Source organism: Vibrio rubrogenes (assembly GCF_059641415.1).
Genome location: NZ_JCARSY010000025.1, coordinates 1 through 23,717 on the forward strand (window position 1 = coordinate 1; position 23,717 = coordinate 23,717).

At 44.1% G+C, this 23,717-nt stretch carries 20 protein-coding genes and 1 pseudogene; 11 read left to right on the forward strand and 10 right to left on the reverse strand.

Going from position 1 to position 23,717, the window contains the following annotated elements; all coding sequences use genetic code 11:
* Positions 1 to 169: 169 nt before the first annotated feature.
* The 3 genes from AC55NX_RS15355 (at position 170) to AC55NX_RS15365 (ending at position 3,966) form a co-directional block, all read left to right on the forward strand.
* Positions 170 to 2,059: a methyl-accepting chemotaxis protein gene (locus tag AC55NX_RS15355; protein ID WP_496996521.1), complete on the forward strand. Its 1,890-nt coding sequence runs from the start codon at positions 170 to 172 to the stop codon at positions 2,057 to 2,059.
* A gap of 166 nt (positions 2,060 to 2,225) precedes the next feature.
* Positions 2,226 to 3,212, forward strand: a complete 987-nt coding sequence (locus tag AC55NX_RS15360) for a serine/threonine protein kinase (protein WP_059123197.1) — start codon at positions 2,226 to 2,228, stop codon at positions 3,210 to 3,212.
* A 154-nt stretch (positions 3,213 to 3,366) separates the two neighbouring features.
* A complete protein-coding gene (locus tag AC55NX_RS15365) occupies positions 3,367 to 3,966 on the forward strand; it encodes a thiol:disulfide interchange protein DsbA/DsbL (RefSeq protein ID WP_496996522.1) in 600 nt (199 codons plus the stop codon).
* 90 nt (positions 3,967 to 4,056) lie between these two features.
* On the opposite strand, the gene yihG is transcribed toward AC55NX_RS15365, so the two are convergent.
* Together yihG and AC55NX_RS15375 are read right to left on the reverse strand one after the other, a co-directional pair.
* A complete protein-coding gene (gene yihG, locus AC55NX_RS15370) occupies positions 4,057 to 4,935 on the reverse strand; it encodes a 1-acylglycerol-3-phosphate O-acyltransferase, YihG family (RefSeq protein ID WP_496996523.1) in 879 nt (292 codons plus the stop codon).
* A 199-nt stretch (positions 4,936 to 5,134) separates the two neighbouring features.
* Positions 5,135 to 5,797 (reverse strand): annotated as a pseudogene (locus tag AC55NX_RS15375) (ATP-binding protein); the annotation flags it as partial.
* Between the two features lie 227 nt (positions 5,798 to 6,024).
* On the opposite strand from AC55NX_RS15375, the gene AC55NX_RS15380 reads away from it, so the two are divergent.
* The 3 genes from AC55NX_RS15380 to AC55NX_RS15390 are packed head-to-tail and all read left to right on the forward strand — an operon-like array spanning position 6,025 to position 8,224.
* Positions 6,025 to 6,384, forward strand: a complete 360-nt coding sequence (locus tag AC55NX_RS15380; RefSeq protein ID WP_496996524.1) for a hypothetical protein — start codon at positions 6,025 to 6,027, stop codon at positions 6,382 to 6,384.
* 2 nt (positions 6,385 to 6,386) lie between these two features.
* The gene (locus AC55NX_RS15385) at positions 6,387 to 7,619 is read left to right on the forward strand and encodes a PfkB family carbohydrate kinase (RefSeq protein ID WP_496996525.1); all 1,233 of its coding nucleotides are present in this window, start codon (positions 6,387 to 6,389) and stop codon (positions 7,617 to 7,619) included.
* An 8-nt stretch (positions 7,620 to 7,627) separates the two neighbouring features.
* Positions 7,628 to 8,224, forward strand: coding sequence for a 7-cyano-7-deazaguanine synthase (locus AC55NX_RS15390; protein ID WP_496996526.1), 597 nt, complete (start codon positions 7,628 to 7,630; stop codon positions 8,222 to 8,224).
* Between the two features lie 596 nt (positions 8,225 to 8,820).
* Here the strand turns inward: AC55NX_RS15390 and AC55NX_RS15395 are convergent.
* The 5 genes from AC55NX_RS15395 to AC55NX_RS15415 form a co-directional block, all read right to left on the reverse strand.
* On the reverse strand, positions 8,821 to 9,672 hold the full coding sequence (locus tag AC55NX_RS15395; RefSeq protein WP_496996527.1) for an 8-oxoguanine DNA glycosylase: 852 nt from the start codon (positions 9,670 to 9,672) through the stop codon (positions 8,821 to 8,823).
* Positions 9,669 to 10,337 (reverse strand): DNA adenine methylase, encoded by a 669-nt coding sequence (locus AC55NX_RS15400; RefSeq protein ID WP_496996528.1) that lies wholly within the window; start codon positions 10,335 to 10,337, stop codon positions 9,669 to 9,671. Before AC55NX_RS15400 ends, AC55NX_RS15395 begins: the two co-directional genes overlap by 4 nt.
* Before the next feature lie 129 nt (positions 10,338 to 10,466).
* Positions 10,467 to 11,258 (reverse strand): endonuclease, encoded by a 792-nt coding sequence (locus tag AC55NX_RS15405; RefSeq protein ID WP_496996529.1) that lies wholly within the window; start codon positions 11,256 to 11,258, stop codon positions 10,467 to 10,469.
* A gap of 166 nt (positions 11,259 to 11,424) precedes the next feature.
* Positions 11,425 to 12,807, reverse strand: a complete 1,383-nt coding sequence (locus AC55NX_RS15410; protein ID WP_496996530.1) for a DEAD/DEAH box helicase — start codon at positions 12,805 to 12,807, stop codon at positions 11,425 to 11,427.
* Positions 12,801 to 13,331 (reverse strand): VspR family transcription factor, encoded by a 531-nt coding sequence (locus tag AC55NX_RS15415; RefSeq protein WP_496996531.1) that lies wholly within the window; start codon positions 13,329 to 13,331, stop codon positions 12,801 to 12,803. Before AC55NX_RS15415 ends, AC55NX_RS15410 begins: the two co-directional genes overlap by 7 nt.
* A 101-nt stretch (positions 13,332 to 13,432) precedes the next feature.
* On the opposite strand from AC55NX_RS15415, the gene AC55NX_RS15420 reads away from it, so the two are divergent.
* The 5 genes from AC55NX_RS15420 (at position 13,433) to AC55NX_RS15440 (ending at position 21,112) form a co-directional block, all read left to right on the forward strand.
* The gene (locus tag AC55NX_RS15420) at positions 13,433 to 13,747 is read left to right on the forward strand and encodes a helix-turn-helix transcriptional regulator (protein ID WP_496996532.1); all 315 of its coding nucleotides are present in this window, start codon (positions 13,433 to 13,435) and stop codon (positions 13,745 to 13,747) included.
* Between the two features lie 139 nt (positions 13,748 to 13,886).
* Entirely contained in the window at positions 13,887 to 14,768 is an 882-nt protein-coding gene (locus tag AC55NX_RS15425) for a hypothetical protein (protein WP_496996533.1), read from the forward strand.
* Positions 14,769 to 15,150: 382 nt separating this feature from the next.
* Positions 15,151 to 15,888, forward strand: coding sequence for a DUF4123 domain-containing protein (locus AC55NX_RS15430; RefSeq protein ID WP_496996534.1), 738 nt, complete (start codon positions 15,151 to 15,153; stop codon positions 15,886 to 15,888).
* A complete protein-coding gene (locus AC55NX_RS15435; RefSeq protein WP_496996535.1) occupies positions 15,885 to 20,714 on the forward strand; it encodes an RHS repeat-associated core domain-containing protein in 4,830 nt (1,609 codons plus the stop codon). The genes AC55NX_RS15430 and AC55NX_RS15435 overlap by 4 nt, the downstream gene beginning before the upstream one ends.
* On the forward strand, positions 20,711 to 21,112 hold the full coding sequence (locus tag AC55NX_RS15440) for a toxin-antitoxin system YwqK family antitoxin (protein ID WP_496996536.1): 402 nt from the start codon (positions 20,711 to 20,713) through the stop codon (positions 21,110 to 21,112). Before AC55NX_RS15435 ends, AC55NX_RS15440 begins: the two co-directional genes overlap by 4 nt.
* On the opposite strand, the gene nfi is transcribed toward AC55NX_RS15440, so the two are convergent.
* The 3 genes from nfi to AC55NX_RS15455 all read right to left on the reverse strand — a co-directional run bounded on the left by nfi (position 21,113) and on the right by AC55NX_RS15455 (position 23,041).
* On the reverse strand, positions 21,113 to 21,784 hold the full coding sequence (gene nfi, locus AC55NX_RS15445) for a deoxyribonuclease V (protein ID WP_496996537.1): 672 nt from the start codon (positions 21,782 to 21,784) through the stop codon (positions 21,113 to 21,115).
* Between the two features lie 100 nt (positions 21,785 to 21,884).
* Positions 21,885 to 22,697 (reverse strand): ImmA/IrrE family metallo-endopeptidase, encoded by an 813-nt coding sequence (locus tag AC55NX_RS15450; RefSeq protein WP_496996538.1) that lies wholly within the window; start codon positions 22,695 to 22,697, stop codon positions 21,885 to 21,887.
* Positions 22,698 to 22,702: 5 nt separating this feature from the next.
* Positions 22,703 to 23,041 (reverse strand): helix-turn-helix domain-containing protein, encoded by a 339-nt coding sequence (locus AC55NX_RS15455; protein ID WP_087482778.1) that lies wholly within the window; start codon positions 23,039 to 23,041, stop codon positions 22,703 to 22,705.
* Positions 23,042 to 23,717 lie beyond the last annotated feature (676 nt).

Genomic DNA, 23,717 nt, shown 5'->3' on the forward strand with positions numbered 1-23,717 from the left:
ATTTAATTTAAATATTAAATTAAATAATAATTCCTGCATAAGCACAACTTCTATAGGGTTGTCTATCGAAAAACATCATCTCCAACCAGTAAATTTGACCAACAAATAACCAACCAGCAATGGTATGCTCTACGCACAAACGACTTATATTTTAACATGAGGAATATCAGTGAGTGCGAAGGCTAAATTAACATCCTATATTGGGGGATTATTTATAATCATTGTAACAATAATCTCAATTGTATGTTTTTATAATTTTCGCTCGTCATCTAGCGAAAATTACACGGAAAAACTAACCAATCAATCCACTTTAATATCTCAGGTGATCGAGCTTGAAACCACGAGAATATTCAATATTCTTGATATTGTCGGAGACACCCTTCCGATTCATGATGGTCGGGTGACCGACGAGAAAAAGATGCTCTCGATACTCAAGGACCTTTCCAGCAAGATTGACCTCCTCAACGCTTATGTCGCGTTACCTTCTGGCGCAACATTCTCCACCAGTTCAAACGGTTTCATTCCCAATTTCAATGCCGGACAACAACAGCGAGAATGGTTTATTCGTGGTATGAAAGGAGATAAAAATATTGTTACTACGCCATTCAAAAGTACGGCAGGAAGATATGTTATCGCACTCGCGAATCCAATATACCGACAAGGAAAAGTAATTGGCGTATTATCAGTAAACTTTTCCATCAATACAGTGAATGCTTTCGTAGATAAAATTTCAGAGAATAAGCAAGTCTTTGTCAGTCGAACGGATGGTTTTATTTTTTCATCTAAAAATCTAGACGATATCGGCAAAAATTTATTTGAAATAAGACCATCCTACGCTGCCTATAAAAATAAAGAGAAGAGTGCTCACTCTTATACACATAATGGTCAAGAATATTATGTCACAGAAATAACGATTGACTCCCTTCATTGGATGGTTTGGTCGTGGGATACTTGGGATAATATTCTTCAGCCGTCAAGACATAATTTATATTTGACCACCGTATTAGCCATTGCCTTACTTTGTTTATCTTTAGGCATCGTCTATTGGTTGGTCATTCAACTGATGTACAAACCGGTTGGCGGCGAGCCGCAACAGATCTCTGATATCGTAGAACAAATTGCTCATGGCGATCTATCCCATCAGCCAGTCGAACAAAAACATGCGACGGGAATCTACCGATCCGTTCTCCATATGGTGACCAATCTTCGTCATATTGTCACCAATATCAATGGCGCAGCTGCTAATATCGATCAAGTTTCTCAGACACTTTCTTCTTCAGCTCAGTATGTAAATCAAAGCTCTCAGTCCCAAATGAGCCAGTTGGAGCAAACCTCAACAGCAATGAATGAAATGACCGTGACTGTCGACGAAGTTGCTCAGAATGCTCTGAACGCATCTTCGGCAGCGGAGGAAGCGGCTGAGAAATCGCGACAAGGGTTAGACATTGTCAAAGAAATGAGTCAAGACATTCGGATGTTGGCTCAAGGTATGGAGCAAGTTGTTGCAACCACGGCTCAACTGGAGAAAGAAACCGTTGATATCGGCGGCATTCTTGATGTGATCAATGCCATCTCGGAACAGACCAACTTACTGGCCTTAAATGCCGCCATTGAAGCAGCGCGGGCTGGTGAAAATGGCCGTGGGTTTGCCGTTGTGGCAGACGAAGTCAGAGGGCTTGCCAGTCGAACCCGGGAAAGCACCGGACAAATTCAGACGGTCATCGAACGACTACAAGGAGAAACCAAGAAAACGGTTCAGCTCATCGCATCGAACACAGAAGGAGCGAAACATGCCGAAGAACGTTCATTACACGCAACCAACGCATTAGAAGCGATCCGGCAATCCGTCGTTGTGATTCAGGATATGAATAGCCAGATCGCGACAGCAGCAGAACAACAAACCCACGTTTCCGCGGAAATCAATGCCAGTATTGTTGAGATCAATGATTTGGCTAAAGCAACTGCGGAAACCTCGGATGACAATGCGGATAAAACCCGCAAACTCACGGGAATAGCCGCAGATCTGTCGCAGTCGGTCAATGCATTCCGCTTATCATGAACCATTGCTCAACTCGCGAGGGAATCCCTTTCCCCTCAAGAAGGCCGCCTTTGCTAGGCCTTCTTAATATTCCCCGGTGGGATTGGGATTGAGCTGGTTTGGGGATATCGTGAATCAATGTTAGTCTCTTGTCACACATCACAGACCGATAAGCCAAGCTTTCATCATGACACAAGCAACCTTTCACTTCGATGCTCTGACCCCAGACCTCATGTGGTATGCACTAGAGAGCATCGGTATCCGAGCCGAATCCGGATTCTTGCCGTTGAATAGCTACGAAAACCGAGTTTACCAATTTACCGATGAATCTCGTCAGCGCTATGTGGTGAAATTTTATCGCCCGGAGCGATGGACGACTGAACAGATCGAAGAAGAACACCGCTTTGCTCAAGAACTCTCTGAATCAGAAGTACCGATTTCCGCACCGCTTCGCTTAATGGACAAGACACTACACCATTATCAGGGTTATCGATTGGCATTGTTTCGCAGTGAGGGAGGACGGCAGTTCGAAATTGATAATACTGAACAGCTTGAATGGGTCGGACGGTTCATGGGACGCATTCATCAAGTCGGTGCAAAACAGCCGTTTATACATCGTCCGACGATCACACTAGACGAATACCTCTATCACCCCCAGCGACTACTGGAAAATTCAACCTTTATTCCATCCCATATCGAAAAGGCGTTTTTCTCCGATCTCTCTTTGCTGATTCATGTCATAGAACAACTCTGGCCGGAACAAACTCACAATATTCGTCTGCATGGCGACTGCCATCCGGGCAATATTCTCTGGCGCGACGGCCCGATATTTGTTGATCTGGACGATGCGCGTAACGGCCCGGCAATTCAGGATTTATGGATGCTGCTGCACGGTGATCGCGCCGATCGACTTGCACAACTCGATACAATTCTTGAAGGTTACCAAGAATTTTGCGATTTTAACCCTTCTGAATTGAAACTAATTGAACCGTTGCGTGGTCTACGCATGGTACATTACATGGCATGGTTGGCAAAGAGATGGCAAGACCCTGCATTTCCGGTCGCTTTCCCTTGGTTTAATGACCCCAAATATTGGGAGGGACAAGTGCTCGCACTGAAAGAACAAATTTCAGCACTGGAAGAAACGCCACTTTCTTTTATGCCTCAATGGTAGCCCCGATACCCAACCAACCTCGAAGGATCGTTTCAATAAAACTCATTGCTGTGACTTTGCAAGAGAATGTTTCACCAGCATTGAATGTGTGCAGTAGGGAGTGATTTGAAGTTAGGTGGGTGTAATACAATAATTGAATCATATGGAGTTCATCATGAAAAAGCTTTTTGCTTTATTAACAACTTTACTTGTCAGTCTGTCTATTCACGCAGCTCAGTTTAAAGAAGGCGAATACTACAAAGTGCTTGATCGGCCGCATTCCGAGAACCCGAAAGTCATGGAGTTTTTCTCGTTCTACTGCCCACACTGTAATGCCTTTGAGCCAATCGTTGAAAAACTGGCGGCACAGCTCCCGGCAGGAACAGAATTTCAGCGTATTCATGTTTCATTCATGGGCGGCAATATGGCGCATTCGATGAGTAAAGCTTACGCAACGATGGTCTCTTTGAATGTTGAAGACAAAATGGTGCCGGTAATGTTTGATCGTATCCATAACAAACAACGCCCACCGCAGAACGATGAAGCTTTGAAGCAAATCTTTACCGATGAAGGTATCGATGCCAAATCATTCGATAATGCATTTAACAGCTTTGCCGTTGATTCAATGGTGCGCCGTTTCGATAAGACATTTGAAGAAAGTGGCCTGACCGGGGTTCCTGCGATTATCGTCAACAATAAGTATCTTGTTCAGCCACCGCGCGATATCAAAACCGAACAATATTTTGAGTTAGTGAACTATTTGCTGAAAAAATAATCGATTTAGGTAGCAACCTAAACGAGACGACTCAAAACAATCAGGGAGCCTTAGGCTCCCTGATTCGTCTATCGCATGGCTCATCAAACATTATTGATAGATATCATCTAATAACACATCTTTGTGTTCCCAGACATCCCCCAGCCACTTCTGAAACTGCCGCTTGTAAGGTTTGTCATTGAAGTAATCACCGGAAACCCGTTCATCAATCGGCAAAACCCGAACCCGAACCACAATGCGCTGCATTCTGCCCATCAACATATCTTTAAATGGCATTGCCTGATTATCCGGATAAGCCAACGTGACATCGATAATGTTCTCAAACTGCTCGCCCATGGCTGCCAGCGTATAAGCGATGCCACCGGATTTTGGCTGTAATAAATGCCGATAGGTCGATTTGGTTGCACGTTGTTTCTCCGGCGTAAAACGCGTACCTTCAACATAATTGACCACCGTGGTCGGTGTATGCTTGAATTTTGCACATGAGCGACGTGTCGTCGCCAGATCCTGTCCGCGTTTTTCCGGATGGCGCAGCAGATATTCTCTTGAATAACGGCGCATAAACGGCATATCCAAAGCCCAGCAACTCATCCCGATAAACGGCACATAAAGTAACTGTTGTTTTAAGAAAAACTTTGGCATCGGAATCCGATCTTTAAACACACTGCACAGCACGACGATATCCGTCCAACTCATATGATTACTAATCATCAGATACCATCCCTGCCGATTTAAGTCATCGACGCCCTGAATGTCCCATTTGACAGGATTGGACAAATGCAGAATCCGCATATTTACCGTTGCCCACAACCACATAAACCAGTTGGCAAGCCGCGTCGCATGAGCTTTCAAAGCAGGTGTCGGCAGCAACAATTTCATCAAAGCCGCCACACAGATCGCAACAGAACAAAAACCAGTATTCACTAACACCAAACAGGCATTTACAACCAATAAAACGTAAGCCAGCATAAGATAAACGTCATTTCCGCACGAAAAATAAAATAGCGTGTGATTATACAAATTTAGTCACTGAATAACATGCTTCTCTTCGTCATCCCTATTGCGCCCAAACACCGTTCCACGTCGCTTGATAGTTCAAACAAGTTGGATCTGAATTAATGATCTGTTTTTCAACGAGAGATACCGTTTTTTAAAAAAACTTATCGCTTTAAACCGCTTGTATCGTCAGTTGTTTCAATAATCGGTCCATCGCACGATATCCCAGTGCTTCGGCCAGATGTGCCCGCTGTATATGTTCCTCTTCCGCCAAATCAGCAATAGTGCGGGCAACTTTGATAATGCGGTGATAAGCGCGAATAGAAAGACCGAGGCTGTGCAATGCATTCTCCAGAAAGTCGGCATCAGATTTTGCCAATGGACAAAACGTCTCGATTTCCCGGCTGGTCAACAGAGAGTTCGCTTTTCCCCGCAAACGCAGCATTAACTCACGAGCCCGAAGCACTCGCTCACGAACCGCCTGTGTGGTCTCTCCCCGACCACCGCCTTCAGCAAGCATTCCTTTCGGTAAAGCAGGAATTTCAATAGACAGGTCAAACCGATCTAATAACGGCCCGGATAATCGACTCAGATAACGGAGAATATGTTGTGGATTAATCCGGCTTTCCTGACCTTCATAATATCCCGTCGGGCTTGGATTTAATGCCCCGACTAACTGAAAGCGTGCCGGAAAACGCGTCTTCCCCTGCGCCCGGGAAATGATAATCTCTCCGGATTCCAACGGTTCACGCAATGAATCGAGCACCCGACGTTCAAACTCCGGCATCTCGTCAAGAAAGAGTAATCCGTTATGAGCCAGAGAGATTTCACCGGGATGACAATTACATTGATAAATCAAAATATACATAGCTATTGTGTAATACCATTGATCTAGTGTGATCAGAATTCACTCAGACTAAGCATTTTAGGGTAGGGTTATCATAATTACCCCTTCCCTAAAGAATCCATCTTTTGACGTAACGAATACACACCGCAATCCTCACTTTCTATTGACCCGATATGCAATTAGTTTTAATTTGATGCTATCAGTGGCAATTTAGAATGAATATTGAAATAAATTGGAGTCGTATTATGTCGGGAAGCGATAGCTATATACCTGTTAGAGGAACTGGAGGGGATGTTCCGGATGATGCATGCTCAAAATTGATGTTTGAATCAGAGATAGCAAATATTGACGATGATATAACGGACCAATTGACAGCTGGCGATGTACTTGATGTCTCGCTAGCTGCCGAAAATGGGACGATGGCACCAGTATTGTTCTGGAAAGGACAAAAAGTAGGAGGCTTTACACGTAACGGCCATAAGTTGAAATCGTGTCTTGAAAAGGGGCAAGACTTTGAAGCAGAAGTTCGTAACATTAATAGTGGAATTGTCACTGTATTCGTAAGGGCCGTATAACCATGAATATTTCTGTTGTGGGTGGTGTGTATAAAGAAAGTTGTGCATGGCCCGAGCGTTGGCAGGTGCTTGGCTCCGCAGGCAGGGCGGCTCTTATACTTATGCAGCTTGAAAAGAAAACCAATGTCTCCTTATATACTTCTATTCACTCAGAAGACATTGGCGAGCTTAATAGTCAGTTTATTAATCGAAATTACAGTATCGAAAATTTCGCTTCAGACTTTACTGTTCAGTTTTCCTATGATCACCCTTTGGCTGTCCCGCAGACTTATCCTAGGCATATTCAATTTTCTAATTTGCCTAAGTTGGAAGTAAAAGAAACCAAAGCGCAAAATGCCGTTGTTTTTGGTATGTATGAACGCATACCTGTAGTTAGTTGTAACTCTGTTATTTATGACCCACAGAATGTCTATTTACCTAGATTATTCAGACAAGACGGGAGCGTGGCTAATGAACTGCTCTATGTACTAAATAAAGCGGAACTTGGATATTTTTATAAGCAAGCAGGACGTGATAAAACTGATCCACTTTCTGAGCAAGCTCGTTGGTTACTCGAACATGAGGATGCAAAAGCTATCATTGTAAAATGTGGATCTTTGGGAGCCTTCGTTTGTACAGATGACAGAGAAGAATGGATTTCGGCATGCTGTACCGCAAAGGTTAGTCCTATTGGCTCTGGTGACGCCTTTGTAGCAGCTTTCAGCCACTTCTATTTTGTAAGGCAACTTTCAATAATTGACTCAGCTCAGAAAGCCTCTATCGCTACGGCCTTTTATGTTGAAAAAGGTATGATGGTTAGTGAGAGTAACTTAGATAAATTTGCTCAGTCAGTTAAATTTTTTGAGGCAAACAAACCAAGAGTCAAAAAAAAAGTATATCTAGCCGGACCATTTTTTAATGTCGGCCAAATGTGGCTTATCAATCAATGTAGGTATGCTTTGGAAAACTTTGGCTTTGAAGTGTTTAGTCCTTACCACGAACTTGGTATTGGTGAGGCTGATGCTGTCGCTCCAGAGGATATTAAAGCCATAGATAGTTGTGACTTGCTCTATGCATTGTTTGATGGGCATGATCCCGGCACTCTTTTTGAGATTGGTTATGCAATTAAAGCAGGTAAGAAAGTTGTTGTTTATGCCGAAAATAGTACAGATGAGCATCTGAAGATGTACTCTGGAACAGGTTGTGTGGTCGAGAGGGACTTTGCGACATCTATTTATAAACTTGCTTGGCTGTAGAGGAATATATGAGAGGTATTCTATTATCTGGAGGAATGGATTCTTCATCATTAGCATGTTGGCAGCAACCAGACGTTGCGTTTAACATCAATTATGGTCAGTTATCAGCCAGAGCAGAACGCAAGGCTGCCAGGAAAATTGCTGACAGTCTTGGTATTCCCTTAATTGAAATAGACGTTGATTGTTCTTCTTTAGGAAGTGGTGACCTCGCCGGCAAGGATGCGCTGCAAGTGGGTAGTAAATCAGATTGGTGGCCGTATAGAAATCAGCTTATTCTCACTATAGCGGCGACAAAAGCTCTGGTATACGGATGTAAAGAGCTAATGATTGGTACTGTTGCTTCGGATAGAGAACACTTAGATGGCACTCAAGAGTTTGTAGAAAAGATTAATGCACTAACGTCATATCAAGAAGGCTGTTTATCCATAACGGCTCCAGCCCTGAACTATATGACAGAAGAATTGATAGAAATTAGTGGCATATCTGAGCAACTTCTACTTCAAACTTATTCTTGCCATAAAGCTAATATTCCATGCTATGAATGCAGAGGATGCAATAAGCACCAATTAACACTAAGCAAACTTGGTAAATTAGATCCAGCATGATATCCGAATCGATCAAGCGAGAAGCGCCTGAGCAGTCAGAGTCTTTTACTGTAAAATATATAAATGAGGTAAAATTACCTCCACCGACTAAGTTGGACTCTGAATTTATTCGTGTATTGGAAGGAAGGCGTTCAAAGAGGCGCTTCTTACCGCCGAGTATTGAAGATATTGGTGAGCTTTTGTATCACACCTGTAGAGTAAAATCCGCTGACATTAATAATTATGGAGAACAGATTTTTTACACTAATGTGGGTTCTCCGGGAGCACTCAATTCCATTTTAGTCCTAGTATGTACATGCGATGGAAACTGGTTTATATATGATCCTGTTAGACACATTCTTAAGCAATTAGAAGTTTCTGATAGCCGTCAAAAACTGTATGAACGATGCCATAGTTTTCTGAGTTCTCGAAACTCTGCGTCTTTAATTTGGTTTGTAGCCGATATGACGTTGTTGAGAAGTAAATACTATAACCCAGAAGTGTCAGCACTTCGACACAGTGGTGGCCTATCAGCGACGCTTGCGCTAGTAGCGCAAGCTATGGGGCTGAATTTTTGTCAACTGGGTATTTGCGGTATCGAAGAGGCAAGTCAGTTGTCAGATAAGAGAGAGTTGCTTGGTGTGGGGACGAGCCTTTTTGGGCGAAATCCGGATGACAGCGTTTTTGTCGAGTAGCCCTTTTCGTACTTGGTCTCTATGTTCTAGTAAATCAAATATATAAGGGTTCTGTTGCATTTCGAACCACATAACAGCGTCTAACTCTGAGGTCCTAACTCCCATCCCCTTAGCAACATTAACAAAAATTTTTTCTAAGGTTTTATAATGCCTTTCTACAGTCATTTCGTCTTTGAAGAAACCGCCAAGTAGCCCTGCTCTATAAATGTGGATATCAAGAATTGCAACGTCATCTGCTTCCAACCAATTTCTTGCTACCCAAGAAGCGGTCTTTAAGCCGACCCCTTTAATTTCAGTTAGCCAATCCCTTAGATTTACCCCAGAGTCCAATGGCGCCTCTTCTGAGCCAAGGTGCTTCAATGCATGATATAAGTAACATGCTTTTTGTTTGGCAAATCGATATTTCACTTGCTTTTCTGGCATTGAAATTGGGGCTGATAGCCAATTGTAAAGGCGTTCTTCAGAGTGAATTGTCCCGTCGAAAGCTCCCTTTTTTTTGAGTTGCTCATAGGCAGCCAGACCTACAGCTGCTGGGATTCCATGGCCACCAAGTAAGCATGCTCCTACTTCTTCATGCAATGTTCTTCCTAGTTTGTATTGAACTTGCTTACCTTCAAGGCGTTTTGCGAGAATACAATAAAGCCAGTAGGCAACTGTTGGAAAGCTATCTACCTTCCCCCATTTTACGCCTGGTATAACATCTTGATCTTGACTTGGTATATCTAGGTTTATTTGACTCTGGCCTAGTGTTAAGTATGCAGTTTGTATGTTCATATTCGTTCACCATATTGAGGGTATTCAGATTTTAACCACTCGAAAAACACTGCACGTTCTATCGGATCCATGTTCTGAAATTTTTGTTTTAGCCGCTGTTGCCTTCTTTTGATGACCTGCCGTTCTCTAAAATTGCGCCCTAAGTACCGACTATCATGAAGTTGGCTTGGTAGTTGAAAATTAAACCAAACCGTTTCCTCTCGAACTCCACTTTGCGTCTGACTATTAAAGCTAACTTTGTTCCAATGAGCTAAGTAATTTCGATACAACTCGCATTCATATCCTGAAATCATAGTCATGCAGTTTTGACGGGTCAGGAATTGTAAAAGCTGTTCGTGTTGCTCATCAGTGTATTCATATTTGTATAAATTTTTCTTTTTTCTTGTAGATGTAACGTAAGGCGGATCGCAATAAACAAGGGTGTTTGTATCTAGGGGAAGCCGATCAAGTAAACTTAAAGCGTCTTCGTTGTAAAAAGTCGCATTTGAGATATCTTCAAACCCTTGAGTACAGCGAGCATCCAAATCATTTCCTATATTTTCGGCAGCTGGAAGCTTTTTTCTTAGGATAACCCCTGAGCCAAGGAATGGCTCAATATAGCAATGATGAGGAGGCATCAAATTGATTAGATGATGAAATGTCTTGCCTTTGCCGCCTGGGTACATAATTCACTTTATCTCACGTTTATTACTAATCATCGTCAAAAATGGCGATGATTGCAAGTTTTTGTTCAAATGGTTCGAAATGTGAATAGTTCTCAGACAACGCACAATGGGGGGCCAGATGAACTGTTACTATCTACTAGCACAAAGATCTGATACATAATGATTTCCCTTACCCTGTGCTTTTTCTATTCGCCGATTTCGTTCGCACTCCCAATCACTTACTGGATCAAGCAAGTTCCAGTGAAGCATCATGGTTAACATATCACTGCTAATTACAGCGCTATGAGTTTCAACCATATATAGATAAGTTCTGGCAATATCTCCTTTGATATCATCGGCCGGTTCAACCAAGTCCTGCTCAAAATTGACCTCAAAATCGCACTGCCCATATTCCCTTAGTTCTCCAACAAGGTTAGCAAATCTATAATCAGAACGGTCAGCGTTCAATTCACCTACAGCAGGGGCCAGATTATTTAAGTCATCATGAGCTTTCTTAAAAGCTGGGTTGAGTTTGTAGGCACATTCCCGTCCACTCAAGATCTTACCGTTGCTTTTTCTACACTCAGGAAAAGACTTTCTATTGACCCACTCGTCTAGTTGTCCCCCAAAGGCATGAGCAGGCATAATGTGTTCCCACTCAATCCTTGAAGTACGTTCGTTTGGCTTGCCACTACTTGTTACTGGTTTTCTTGGTCGATAACCGCATGACTGCGGTTTGATCATCGTTTCGTGAGTGTTACCATCTCCATCAAGATCAGTTACATCATCGAACACAAAATCGCATTGACAATAGAAAGTGGTTAAATGGTCGAAGTAAACTTCTTTTTCCGCTTTGGCTTTGGCGTTCTCAAAGCTTGTTGGATATGATACTGCCTGTACCACAATAGGGGAAAAGAGTATTGCAAGAGCTATCCATTTCATGATTTGCTATCCATGACTGATTTAGATTAGTTTCATATATTCAGTATTCGAACTTTTCCTCTGAAATGCAATTTACCAACCATTGATATACAGATTGTTTGCTCTATCTCCCTCAAAAGACGTCTCTTGTTGTGTGTTTTTCATGTACTACCATGTGTTTAAACAACTAGGAAAAGGCAGAAATTACCTGTTGTCTAAAACGTCCCAGACGTAATTCATCGAATATTGGGGGATTGTTTCCTATTGCATCTACCGGAGATTCGGTCAGGGAATTACTCCATGCGATATCCTCAACTCTCCCCGGAAACAGTAAACTGGAATCATTTTGAGGTGATGAGTTTTTGAGATCGTCACCCCCATAAAAGTCACTGCCTTCGAATTGTTTGGTAAATAAACAGGTGTCAGGGATATCTTGTTCAATCCGCTCGGCAAATCCAATCAGGTTTTCCTCAGCGAAGGTATAAAGCCAGGCCTGTTGATTTTGGGAATTGTTAACTCTCAAAATTCGTCCCAGAACCTGACGGAAATACAGCTCTGTTTTTACCGAACTCAGGTGGCAGCACACCTGCAACCGAGGTATATCTGTCCCTTCACTAATCATCCCAACACTAACAATCCACTGAGACTCACTGTTTCTGAATTCATCAATGGTCTTCAGTGGCATATCGTGATGGTAGGTCACCAGTGTAGCAGTCTGGTGAAACTGCTCTGTCAGAAGTTCCTGTATTTTTCTGGCATGCTTAACCGATGATGCTACGACCAGTCCCCCTGCTGATGGATTCTCCTGCCTGATCTCTGCCAGCTTTGCACAGCCAAGACCAAGGAGGTACTGCATTGCCTCGTTATTGTGGAGCACACTTTGGTAGGACGTTTTTGTCTGACGTAAAAGCTCAATAATGGACGAAAATGACTTGGTTTCAGCACCTTCAGAAATCGTTAGATGTTCGTTATCTACCAGTACAATCTTGGGAGCCCTACAGACACCATCATCAATGGCTTGTTTCAATCCATATTGATAGTCACAAATAATATGCCCTTCCGGGTCGGTATACTCAGCCATCACAATAGGTACTGAATCTGAACGCCATGGCGTTCCCGATAGAGCCAGAGTATATCGAGCCATCCCCTGAATCCTTGCCAGAATTTGCTCTCCCCAAACATTCGAACGGCCAGTTCCGTCACCAGAGCAATGATGAATTTCATCAAATATGGCAAGCACCCGGTACTTACTGATGGTTTTCCAGAAAAGGTCTCCAAGAAACTTGAGGCTCTGATAGGTATATGAAGCTCCCACGGCACCAAGACCTCCGTCAAACGGACACTCCAACTGCCATGAGAAAGTATTTCTTATACCATCAGTAACTGTCAGGGAAGGAGAAAAGCATAGCACCAGATCAATTTCATCGGATTCGAGCAGGGATTTGGCTACTCGTGCGGCCATGAGAGTTTTTCCTGCCCCGGGGGTCGCCTGACACAGAAAGTGCTTCTGCTCTGAATGGTATTTCTCAAGTACTGAGCGAATACAGATTTTCTGCCATTGTCTCAACATGGTGTCACCGATGAACCCGCCGCTTTCAGTACCGCCGACAGTGCATTAATTCGGCCAAGCAACCGGGCAGAACGTTCTCTGGCTTCCTCAAACAATGGATGAAACAAGCTTTCTCTGTCTGGGAAACGCTCAAGTAGGGAGCGATACTCATCGATTTCCCCCAGAACAATCGCCAGCTCACCTTCGTACTCATTTTTTTCCTTTGTCAGGGTGGAAAAAGAGGCTGTGTCTGGCAGCTTATCAGGTCTCCGCCCTGTCTGAAACGCTCTGGGGTTGAAGGACATATCTTTGAAAGTCTTGGTCTGGGTATAATACTTTTCTCTGCCACTTCCAGCACTACTGAGCCAACCTTTTTTTTCCAGATAGGTTAACTGGCGGTACACAAATTTCCGGGCTTCAGTTTTGGAAAACTCATTTGTCTGTGACATTAGACTATCTCTTGCTTCGGTCACAGAAAAGTTGTCTATCTTTTTTTCGATCAACAGGTTAAACATATGTTTGTTGAGATTTACAGATTGATTCATGATTAAACATAGATATAGAAAAACTTAGGATTGCTAAGTATACAAAAATCAGTAAAACTTAGACAATCTAAGTTATCGACAGGTTTGTAAGAAATGTGTAAGTGCAGAATCCAATTCCCATTCGGCTCAAGGAAGCGCGTCAGCGTGCTGGCATCACTCAAAAAAATCTTGGAGTGATGATCGGTATGGACGAAAGCTCGGCCAGTGGGCGGATGAATCATTACGAAAAGGGAAGACATACTCCGGATATCAGCACATTGAAAAAAATGGCTGAAGCCCTTGACGTACCATTAAATTATTTCTTCTGTGAGGATCAACTATCTGCTGAACTTGCTGTGGAAATTGCAAAACTATCTGACGAGAAGAAACAACAATTGCTGACGTTGATTAAAGATATTGATACTTCATCAGAGTAATTATTTCCCCTCCTGTTAATACCTTCCTGATGTTATAAAATTTACGAGAAAGTTCACAAGAACACATCACCCCAATCACTCATCATCTGTCATGATATGGAGCAGCAATAAAGCTTAATTGACAATACGAGTCCGCCATATGAATTTTCGAAATCAGGAAACATTAATCCTTGAACATTATATGCCAGGGATCACCCATCTGTCGGAAGAAGAAGCTGACCAATATTGGTTCGAATCTTCTCCTCAGACAGTTTACCAAACCAATATGGCATTGCAGAAACTGCGGGGGAAAGGAAAAGATTTTCTTTCCATGTTTGAATCTGGCAGAGCAGACACAGATATCTGTAACTTTCCTGATTTACTCTGCTACGACATCCCTCACTGGGAATACCAGAAGCATTGTATCGAGTCATGGGATAGTCCAGATCCAGAGGAGGAAAACCGTTTACGTATTTCAATGAATATCCCTCATTTTCATCGTGAAATTCCTGCTGGGTATTCCTGCACATTCAACGACGCATGGATTCGGTTATTCATGAATGGACAAATGGTCTATGGGAGTCTGTATTCTGCCTCTCACTATGTCCTAAGCAAAATTGAAGAGGCTGTGGGTTCATGGATTGAGCAGCGTTACCCGCACCAGGTTCAGATGGATATACTCATGGATAGGAGTGATGACCATTGTTTCCAGGTCTCCTTTGACAGCAACCACCTTTTTAATTACCAACAAACCCAGAAGGCCAAGCAAGCATGTAAAGGTCTGTATACTGCTCTTTCTGAGAAACTTGGACAAAAGTTGAATTTTCACTCCCCAGCGACTTACCTAATTGAATCCAAAGATAGTGATGGTAGCCCCCAGGCTGATTTCGTATTCAAAAATAACCAGACACTTTCGTTGGTTCGTCCAACCACATTCTTGGAAGACTTTACAAGACTGACACAAAGTAACCACCAGTTAGATTTTCTTGTTAACCGACATACAAGGCAAATAACCAACCAGCTGATTGACCTCGGTTTCTAGTTATCTAAATCCCTCCTATTTCCCTAATTCATTGATCAGTTAGATAGATGCAGCATCAGATGCTGTATCTTTCTATAATGCAAATGTCAGTAGTGATAACCCCATTCCAAAAAATATGTTCCCCCCCTGAAAACAGCACAAACCTAATGAATCAGGTTAAATCAATTTCATATAATCTTGAGCTTATTTTCCTTACTTGGCTGAGAGATAATAGTATTAGAGATCAAGCTGGGAAATCCCCCCGTCACTATAAAAAGAAAAACTAACAACACAGGTATGGCTATATGCGAAGTTTGATATTCCAGGGTTGGGCTTGGATGTCGGTTGCCCTCCCAATAAGACAACAACTGAAGCAGATAAGCATGTTGAAAGGAGTTACCTAATGTCTTATCTAAACAAGCAACTCACCCAAGATTTAAACTGGTACGTGATTTTAAACGGCACCAGCGACGGCCAGCCGGAGCACTGGTTTTACATGAACGGCGGCGAGAATGCCCAGAGCATCTGGCTGGGTACCCCCTATGCCGAGTGGCGCGAAGTGATGCCACAAATCGGCCCGGTTTCCCCGGTACATCCGTTTATCGAGTGGATTGAAAACGAGTCGAGCGACGACTGGGGCATGCTGGTTGGCTCCGAAGCCTCGTTTGAGGTGGTTCAGGCCCATTTTCGCAGCCTGACGCAGGTGTGGATGCCGTCTGGCGAGCATGTGTTTTTCCGCTTCTATGACCCAAGGTTCGGCCTGGACGTTGCCAGCTTCTGCGACGACGAGCAGCGCGCTGCCCTGATGGGGCCAACCTGTTGCTGGCTGAGCGCCACTACCCGAATCGACAACCCCAGCCCCACTGCGGCCGAGGATTTCAGGGAGCGGGAGTTCCCGTGGTGGAATGTGCCACAGACGGTGGTGGATGCGCTGAGCGAAGACCCAAGCGTCCTGGTCAACAACCGGCTTCAGGGGCTGAGCGAATATCAGCAGTCACTTTATGAGGCCTATCCCGAATCGGTCCTGCTTCAAAAGATAGAACGCTTTGTCGCCCGCTATCAGGGTGAAAAAGACGGTTATCTTTCGGCTTTCATTGAATATATAGAACAAGAACAACAACGGTTGGGGATGCTTTCATGAACGAAAAACAGGAATTTTATAACTATATCAATCATCAGTTGGAAGCCTTTCCCGGTCTGTTGACCGAATATCGGGAACATACGAAGAAATGGTATTTTCAGGTTGCGGATAAGGGCAGTGCTGCGTTGGATTTGCCTTCGCTCTTTTCAATGGACAAGAAGCTCAAAGTCAGTGGCGAGAGTACGACGGTCGGTAAAGATGACGGTAACTATGCCACTAAAGTGAGCTGCCCGCTTAGCGGCAAGCTGGAAATCGAGAGTATGTTCCAGTCTATCTATAATGTTCCGCTGGGCGGTATTGATGCGATTATCAAAGCCGAAGACGGGAGTGAAACCCAGACTGTTACCCTTGATGCACAAGGAAAAGCTACCGTAACCGGGCTGACGCCGGGCAAATATTATGAAGTGGTGATTAACAATAAACCGACTCCGGCGGAGATGGATAGCTTGTTTGCTCATTATGATGAGCTCAGCGAAGATTTGGTTGACTGGCTGACCGGCAAATGGAATTCATTCAAACCAGAGTGGGATAGTTATTTTTCCAATAGTGCTGCCCAGTCGGTTTTATCGGTGATTAGCCATTTTGCTGATGGTATCTGGAAGGCACTGAAAGAGCTGTGGGACGGGATTGGCGAAATTTATGACATGCTCAAAGACCCGAAGAAAGCTCTGAAAGATATGGTTGATGGTGCAGCGGATATTATTAATGCCATTAAAAATGCTGCCAGTAGTGCCCCGGATATGCTGGGAAAAGCATTATTGTTTGCCTCAGATGAAGCGGCGTTATATCTGTTTGTACGGGCGATGATGGCTTATATCTCGATGGTGCCGCTGACGGGAATGCTGAATAAGCTGGCTGAAATGGGGGGTAATGCACTGGCTGGTGTGCTGCTGGGGCTGCTTGGTGGCGTAATTGTCACCTTTATTGCCACACCGGCTTCTGGCGTGGCTTATGCGGTTTACCGAGCGGTAAAAACTGCCGGGGTGGCGATTAAAAAAGTTATCGAACCGCTGCTGAAAGTGATTGAGGAAATCTTTGCCTTTGCCAAGAAACTGATTAACAAGGCCTGTGAGAAATTCAAGCGTATCGCCATGAACAAGGGCGGCAAAAGTGTCTATCGCAATGGCAAACTTGAGTTTGAAGCCAGTAACCGACCTACCAGTAAACTTCACATGGACAGAGACGATCTGCTGGATAGCAGCAAGGTGGCAAAAAACGAATCCGGCCTTTCAACACAAGGTAACAAGACAACTGTCTGTGACAATGACCCCATTTCCATGGCAACCGGTGAGGAGCTGCTTGAGCTGACCGAAGGTCACCTAATTGGTCTGCTGCCGTTTGAGTGGCAACGACTCTACCGGACCGGTGCTGTAGAAACCAATGTCGGGCTGGGTTATGGCTGGTCGCACTCGCTTTCTCATCAACTGACCCTTGATGGGGATGAAATCATCTGGCGGGACGGTGAAGGTAAACTGACCCGTTTCCCCAGACCGACAAAGCAGCTTCCGGCCATTACCAACCGGATGGCAGGCTCGGCTGCTTTTCTTGGCAGTGATGAGCAGATTGTGATTGCTGCCGGGGGGCATTTTTATTCCTTTAAAATGAGTGGTGCCAGCGGCAGACTGACCACTATCAAGGATGTTTACGACCATACGCTGAGCATCGCTTATGACCGTCAGCATCGTCCGGTCCGGGTTGCCACCGAGACCAACCTGAAGTTTGAACTGGTTTATGAACATGACCTGATTAGCCGGGTGGATTTGTATGCTTATCTGGCTGAGCAGGAAGAATGGCAGTTTGTCCAGACGCAGGTGAGCTATGGCTATAACGGTCTGTCACAACTGATTAGCGCAACCAATGCCAGTGGTGAAACCGAGCAGTATACCTACGATGAACAGCATGTGATTCAGTCGCGTGAGCTGGCCGGTGGCGCAGTATTCCGCTGGGAATGGCAGGGCGAAGGCAAGCAGGTCCGGGCAACCCGCCAGTACAGTAACCTGACTCAGGTGGATACCCGTTATGAATGGGATGAAGATGCGGGCACGGTGACGCTGACCAACAGCGACGGCACGCAGCAGGTGTATCAGCATGATGAAAACGCCCGGCTGGTGAAAGAAGTAGACGGCAGCGGCGGTGAATACCTCAAGGAATACGATGATAAAGGCCGTCTGACCAAAGAAACCGATGCGCTCGGCAATGTCACCGAATTGGTGTATAACGATGCCGGAGAGCTGGTTGCTAAAATCGAGCCCAATGGCTTAATCACCCATTTTTCTTATCGTAATGGCCTGCTGAGCAAAGTGCAGCAGGATAAAGCGATATGGCAGTACCGACATGACCATCTGGGCCATATCACAGAGCAGACCGACCCGCTCGGTCACACTACAAATTATGACTACAATGACCACGGCCTGATTGAGAAAATCATCTATCCGGACGGTGGTGAGCACAAACTGACCTGGAACCGCAACGGTCATCTGGTGGATGAAACCACACCGCAGGGTGAAGTGATTCGCTACCGCTACGATATTCTGGGGCGACTGCGCCTGCGCCATGACAGTCAGGGGGTTACAGAACTGTCTTATGACCGCAGCGGACGCCTGACCAAACAGGTACTTCCCGGCGGACAGACCCGTTTCTACGAATACAACGCTTACAACAAGGTGACCAAGTTTACCGATGAGCAGGGCAGAGTCACGACCTATGACTATGAGTTCCCGCTCCATCTGGTGACGAAGAAGACCAATCCGGACGGCAGTACGGTTCAGTACCGTTATGACAACCCGTTCCATTTTGTCAGTGAGATTATCAACGAGCGTGGCGAACGCTATCAGATTGACTACATGCCGACCGGTCATGTGCAGCGGGAAGTGACATTCGATGGTCGTCAGTTCGTGTATGAATATGACAGCCATACCCAACTGACCGCGAAGACTGAAATCGGTAGTGAAGGCACTGAGCTGATTACCCGTTATGCGTATAACGAGCAGGGCAAACTGATAGAGAAAATCCTGCCGGATGAATCAACAATCAGTTACAGCTACGATTTGCTGGGTAACCTCACCGGTGTTGATGACGGCCAGTGGCCGCTGGCGTATGAATATGATGTGCTGGGCCGGTTGATGGTCGAACATCAGGGCTGGGCGAGTGCCGGTTACCGCTATGATGCGATGGGGCATCTGACAGCGCACCTGTTGCCGGACGGCCAGCAGATTGACTATGAGTTTCAGCATGGGCGTCTGCATCAGGTCAGCCTGAACGGGCATTGCCTGACCCAACACCAGTATCAGGTGAGTGGTCTGGAAAGCAGCCGGACACAGGGCGCGCTGACCTGTCACTTCCAGTATGACGATATGGGCCGCCTGAGCGAGCACCGGGTCAGTCAGGCGCAGCAACAGACCTTGTTCCGCCGTTATCAGTATAACCGCTCGGGTAACCTGACACAGGTGGAAGATAACCTGCGCGGCCTGACTCAATATCAGTATGACCCGCTGGACCGTCTGACGTCGGTGCGCGGCAGTGTCAGCGAGACGTTTGCCCATGACCCGGCAGGCAACCTGATACAGGACCGGCTGAGTAATGTAGAAGGCAACAGGCTGCTGTTTCAGGGTGACTGTCACTATCAGTATGATGAGTTCGGTAATCTCGTTCAGGAAGCCCGAGGCACGAATCAGTCGCTTATCACCCGCTATGAATACGACGGTCAGCACCGCCTGACCCGGGTTGAAAAGCACGACGGCACTATTGCGCAATACCAATACGATGCTTTCGGCAGACGGATTCAAAAAGCGGTCACGGACAAAACCGGACACCAGAGAACCACCGAATTCCTGTGGCAGGGCGACAAGCTGCTGGCAGAATCAGGCGACAGTCATTATCAGACCTATCTATACGAATACGGTAGTTTTAAACCGCTGGCACTGATTATCGGCGAAGGTGCAGCTAACGCGACACCGTACTTTTATCACCTCGACCAGATTGGGACGCCGCTGGAAATCACCGATGCAACCGGGCAAGTGGCATGGTCGGTGGATTATCACAGTTACGGTAATGTTGCCTACCAGCGCAAAGCAGAAATTACCAGCCCGCTGCGTTTTCAGGGGCAGTATTATGATGAAGAAACGGGTTTACATTACAACCGGCACCGTTACTATAGCCCGAACACCGGACGCTTTATCACCGTTGACCCCATAGGTTTAGCGGGCGGGCTGAACAACTACCAGTATGCCCCAAACCCGATCGGGTGGATTGACCCGCTGGGACTGATGATGCGTAAAGGGCTTTGTGCTGGTCAGAAAGTGTTACAGAAGGGGCGGCTGGAAGAGCTACGAGCAAAATATGGTACGTTGACATCAGAACAGATCAACCAACGTATTAACTTACGGGGAGCAACGACTGAAGAATACAATCGATTGCTTAGGACGGGAATGTCTAAAAATGAAATGGGGCCTGTTGTCGCGGGTGTATTTGATACAAAAACAGGACAGTTTTTCTTTGATATAAACCACGAATCAATTCCTTCAAAACTGGACCCACTATTGGCAAATCGCTTGAAGGACATGCCATCAGATATTCTGAATGGTTACGAAAAGACTCTTGGAGCTGGAACGCATGCTGAAGTGTATGCTCTAAATCAAGCGATGTTAGCCAGAGAAGGTGCAGCGCTGGATGATTTTATGATATATACAATCTCTGCTAAAAAAGCACCAGTTCCATTAAGAGGACTTCCTGTTCCCCGTTGTCCACATTGTGATTTCTTGACAAATGGAACACAGTATTTTCCAGAAGTTATGCATTACACCAAAAAGAGTATTGTGAAGCCATGATTAGAATTGATGATGATGAACTAGAGCTAGATGGTGATCTTTGTCTATATGAAGGCCATCCCTTTACTGGAGTGAGTTATGAACCTGGAGCTGAAGGTAAACTTTTAAGCGAAGCTGAGTATAAAAATGGCTTTGCTACTGGTACAACGAAGCGCTGGTATCCTTCAGGGCAGATTAAAGAAGAGTTTTCTTGCAAAAGAGGACTTCGACATGGTGAAAGTACAACCTGGTTTGATAATGGCTGTATAAAAATCAAAGCTGAATATGAGCTTGGAATCGAGCTCGGTTACCAAGAGTGGAATGAAAGTGGTGATTTGGTTGAATCCAGAGAGTTAGATCCTGAATCCGTGCAGGCAAATCTTCTAAAACGACATCGAGAAATGTACGCAGATTGGTGATTATTTTTTTAAACTTGCTTTCACTAATTGATCGGCCTGCCTTGTTGTTTCGGGCAGCCGGTATTTAGGGGAAAGTTTTAAAATCCAGTCACAAGCAGTTTCTAAAGAGATTCGGTGGCCTACAGAGATATAAACAGGATTGATACCATCCTGTGTCCGCAAGACATTACCAATAATTTCATTGTTATTCATCAGAGGAGCCATTGCTCCTCTTTTTTCATGTAGTTCCTCATGTTCCCCAAGCAATCTAGTCTTACCACACCCAATGGTTGGTATATCGAAAATAACGCCCAAATGACAGGCTAATCCAAATCGGCGAGGATGAGCATAACCTTGCCCATCACAGACAACCAGATCAGGTGTATTTTTTAACTGAGCAAAAGCTTTAACTAGTGGTGGGAGTTCCCGAAAAGAGAACAGTCCCGGGATATAAGGGAACTGCTCTGTATCCTCTACGATGACGGTTTCTACAATATCCAAAGTGTTCGCATCGAGAACAACAACAGCTGCGACTAACTTGTTGCTTTCCTTCTGATAGGCCACATCAGTTCCGGCAATTAGCTCAATATGATTGAATCTATCTACCTTGATTACTTTGGCTGATAGTGCCTGTTGTAGTTTTAAGGCTTCGGCTTCATTTATAAGCCAGGAGTGGTTGAAAACAGGTTTCATAGACGAACATCTCTAATCTTCTTATGTCCTGAGACTGGAACTCACATACTAAATCCACGATTATACTCAGAAAAGAATATCAAAGATTAATTAAATAACATCAAGAGCATACCAAAACCAATGTAACACTATAACCATTGTCTTGGTAATACGTTTGCTCTAATACTCTTTCTGGCAAGGAATACCCTTCAGATTCTTCAAACCAGGCGTTTGAAGATACAACCTGTTTATCCGTGATCTCATTTTGAAGTGTACGTTCATTTACAATTAAGCTTTCCAGAGGAAGAGCCTGCTCTTTCAAATACTTCAGTTTCCAAGAAGCTAAAGCATCCCAATTAGCCCAACAGTACGAACACACATTATCCTTTGCATGGACTATAGCCATTGGTAAACTAAGTAATTTACAGCACCGATTAGCCATTGCAGAAAAACTAACATCCAATCTTGAGGAGATTTCATTAAATAGGTTCAAAGAAACATCTTTAGAATTTAAATCGGACAACACTATTGACTCTGGCATCAATAATAATTCAGAAAATGCATTAGCTTCTACTTCAAATTCTTTCTGATAATAACTGGTAAAATTATCAATACAAAAGTTATTTGGACTATGATGTTGTAAAAGATGATGCCCAAGTTCATGAGCTATAGAAAATCGTTCTCGCCCACTGATATCAGTATGCTTCTTATGAAAAATTATACCATATTCTTTAACAGAATCAGATACTAACATCCCTTCAAGACGAGAATTCTCTGACAAACCCAGTTCCACTATATCAATAATACCACATGCCTTAGCTATATCTTTGACAGGAATAGGAATACGTAGATCGGGGCACTGACGGAATATTTCATTTACAAGTTCTTCAGGAGTAAAAAAATCAGCCAATGCTAGTCGATCTATATTAATCATTAGTTTTATGTACTTTTTCTTTGCTTAATTAGAGCCTCTGCCATTTCTAAAGCATTTTTAATGGTCTGTCTATCTTCTTCCGATAAATTATCTATATCCAACTTAAAATCTCGAAATAAAACGTGAGCACTAGTATTCTCTCCAGAATCAAGTCCTACTAACGAATCAAGAGTGATGCCATAGTATAGTGCAAGTTTTTTCAATAATTCCAATGATGGATTCTTAGTCTTACCTTTTTCGAGTTCCCAAATATGAGGTTTCGATACACCGACAGCGTCTGCGACAGCTTGTAGAGACGCTTTCTTACTCACTCGTAACTCCGTCAATCTCTCAGCTAAGGTCATGTGTAAATCTCCATAAAAAAATTGGCGGCATGTTATACCAAACCAAATCGTATGTATATATCAAACAGAATTACTGTATATATATACAAACTACACATATAAAGCAAACTTTTTGTTAGATATATATTGACAGGTCGTATAGAAAAATCTAACCTGTGCCGTATAGGTTAACACAACCTATACGTTAAGTAGTAACTTACATCACAAAAGAGGAAAGATCCATGGCAACAAACGGAAAAACCGGAGATAACCATAGAAACGGAGCAGTAAGAGAACGCTCTCAAACCCAGACACCTAGTGGACATTGGGTGAAAAGAGATACAAACACTGGCAGATTCATGGATGTGAAAACATCCGACAAAACACCATTTAAAGGAGTCAGGAAGGAAAAATAGACTTTCGCTACTAACAAAAGTCTATTTCAGAGTTGAAAAGTAAAAATCACCACAATTTTTACTTTCAGGTTTATGCCGGAGGTCTCAGCCTACCGCTATATCAAGATTACTTCTAAAGATATTAGCGTGTGTCAGCTCTGATTACAATAGAGGTCCCTCCATAATCTCTGATTAGGAGGATTGTATGGATAAGTCCAACAAACCCAAAGTCGTCCATGTGGTCAGCTACCCCAGATTCCGATACGGCAAGTGGGAAAGTGTCTGCTCTCATTGGCGTTCAT